Source organism: Microbulbifer sp. SE14 (genome assembly GCF_059834885.1).
Map to the genome: position 1 here is coordinate 1 of NZ_JCBAJA010000087.1, position 701 is coordinate 701.

General features: G+C 46.8%; 1 protein-coding gene and 1 pseudogene. Both read left to right on the plus strand.

Annotated features, from left to right (window positions below; translation table 11 throughout):
• The first annotated feature begins 226 nt into the window (after positions 1-226).
• A complete protein-coding gene (locus AC6R19_RS22760) occupies positions 227-598 on the plus strand; it encodes a GNAT family N-acetyltransferase (protein ID WP_500582157.1) in 372 nt (123 codons plus the stop codon).
• Positions 549-701: pseudogene (locus AC6R19_RS22765) on the plus strand (IS256 family transposase); the annotation flags it as partial. The gene AC6R19_RS22760 and the pseudogene AC6R19_RS22765, both read left to right, overlap by 50 nt.

Here is a 701-nt window from a genome sequence, read left to right on the forward strand (position 1 = left end):
TTAACCAGGCAATGCAGCCGACGGCCAACTTTGTGCACCTTTTGCGCGGTCGCTGCGCTCCCATTATTGCGCAAAATGCGCACAAAGTTAGCCGCGGCTGATTGCGGCGTTCAATCAGGTAAATAATGAAGATCGAGAAAGCAGAAAAAATAGCTATAAAGAGCTAATTGAAATTTGGGAGAGATCGGTCAGAGCAACTCACGATTTTCTCAATGAAGATGACATCGTGGAGTTAAAGCCACTCATTCTAAATCAGTATTTTGACGCTGTTGATTTGCAAATTGCAAAGGATGGAGATGATATGATAGTAGGGTTCTGTGGTGTCCATGAGGGCAACATCGAGATGCTATTTATTGATCCAAGTAGTCGAGGAGCCGGTGTCGGTTCAAGAATGGTTGCTCACGCAGTAAGTTCTCAAGGCGCCACTAAAGTAGACGTCAATGAACAAAATATACAAGCTGTTGGTTTTTACAAGCATGTTGGGTTCATGGTGGTAGTGTTCAGAATTCTGTGTCATTTCTTTACCATACGCAAAAAAGAGATGACTCATGACCAAACCTACGTTCGATATGGATGCCGCTGTCAAGGCTCTGCGTGAGGGCAAAGACCTCAGCGGCAAGGACGGCATCCTGACCCCACTGATCAAACAACTCACCGAAGCTGCCATGAAGGCGGAGCTGGAGGAGCACCTCGCCAGCGAG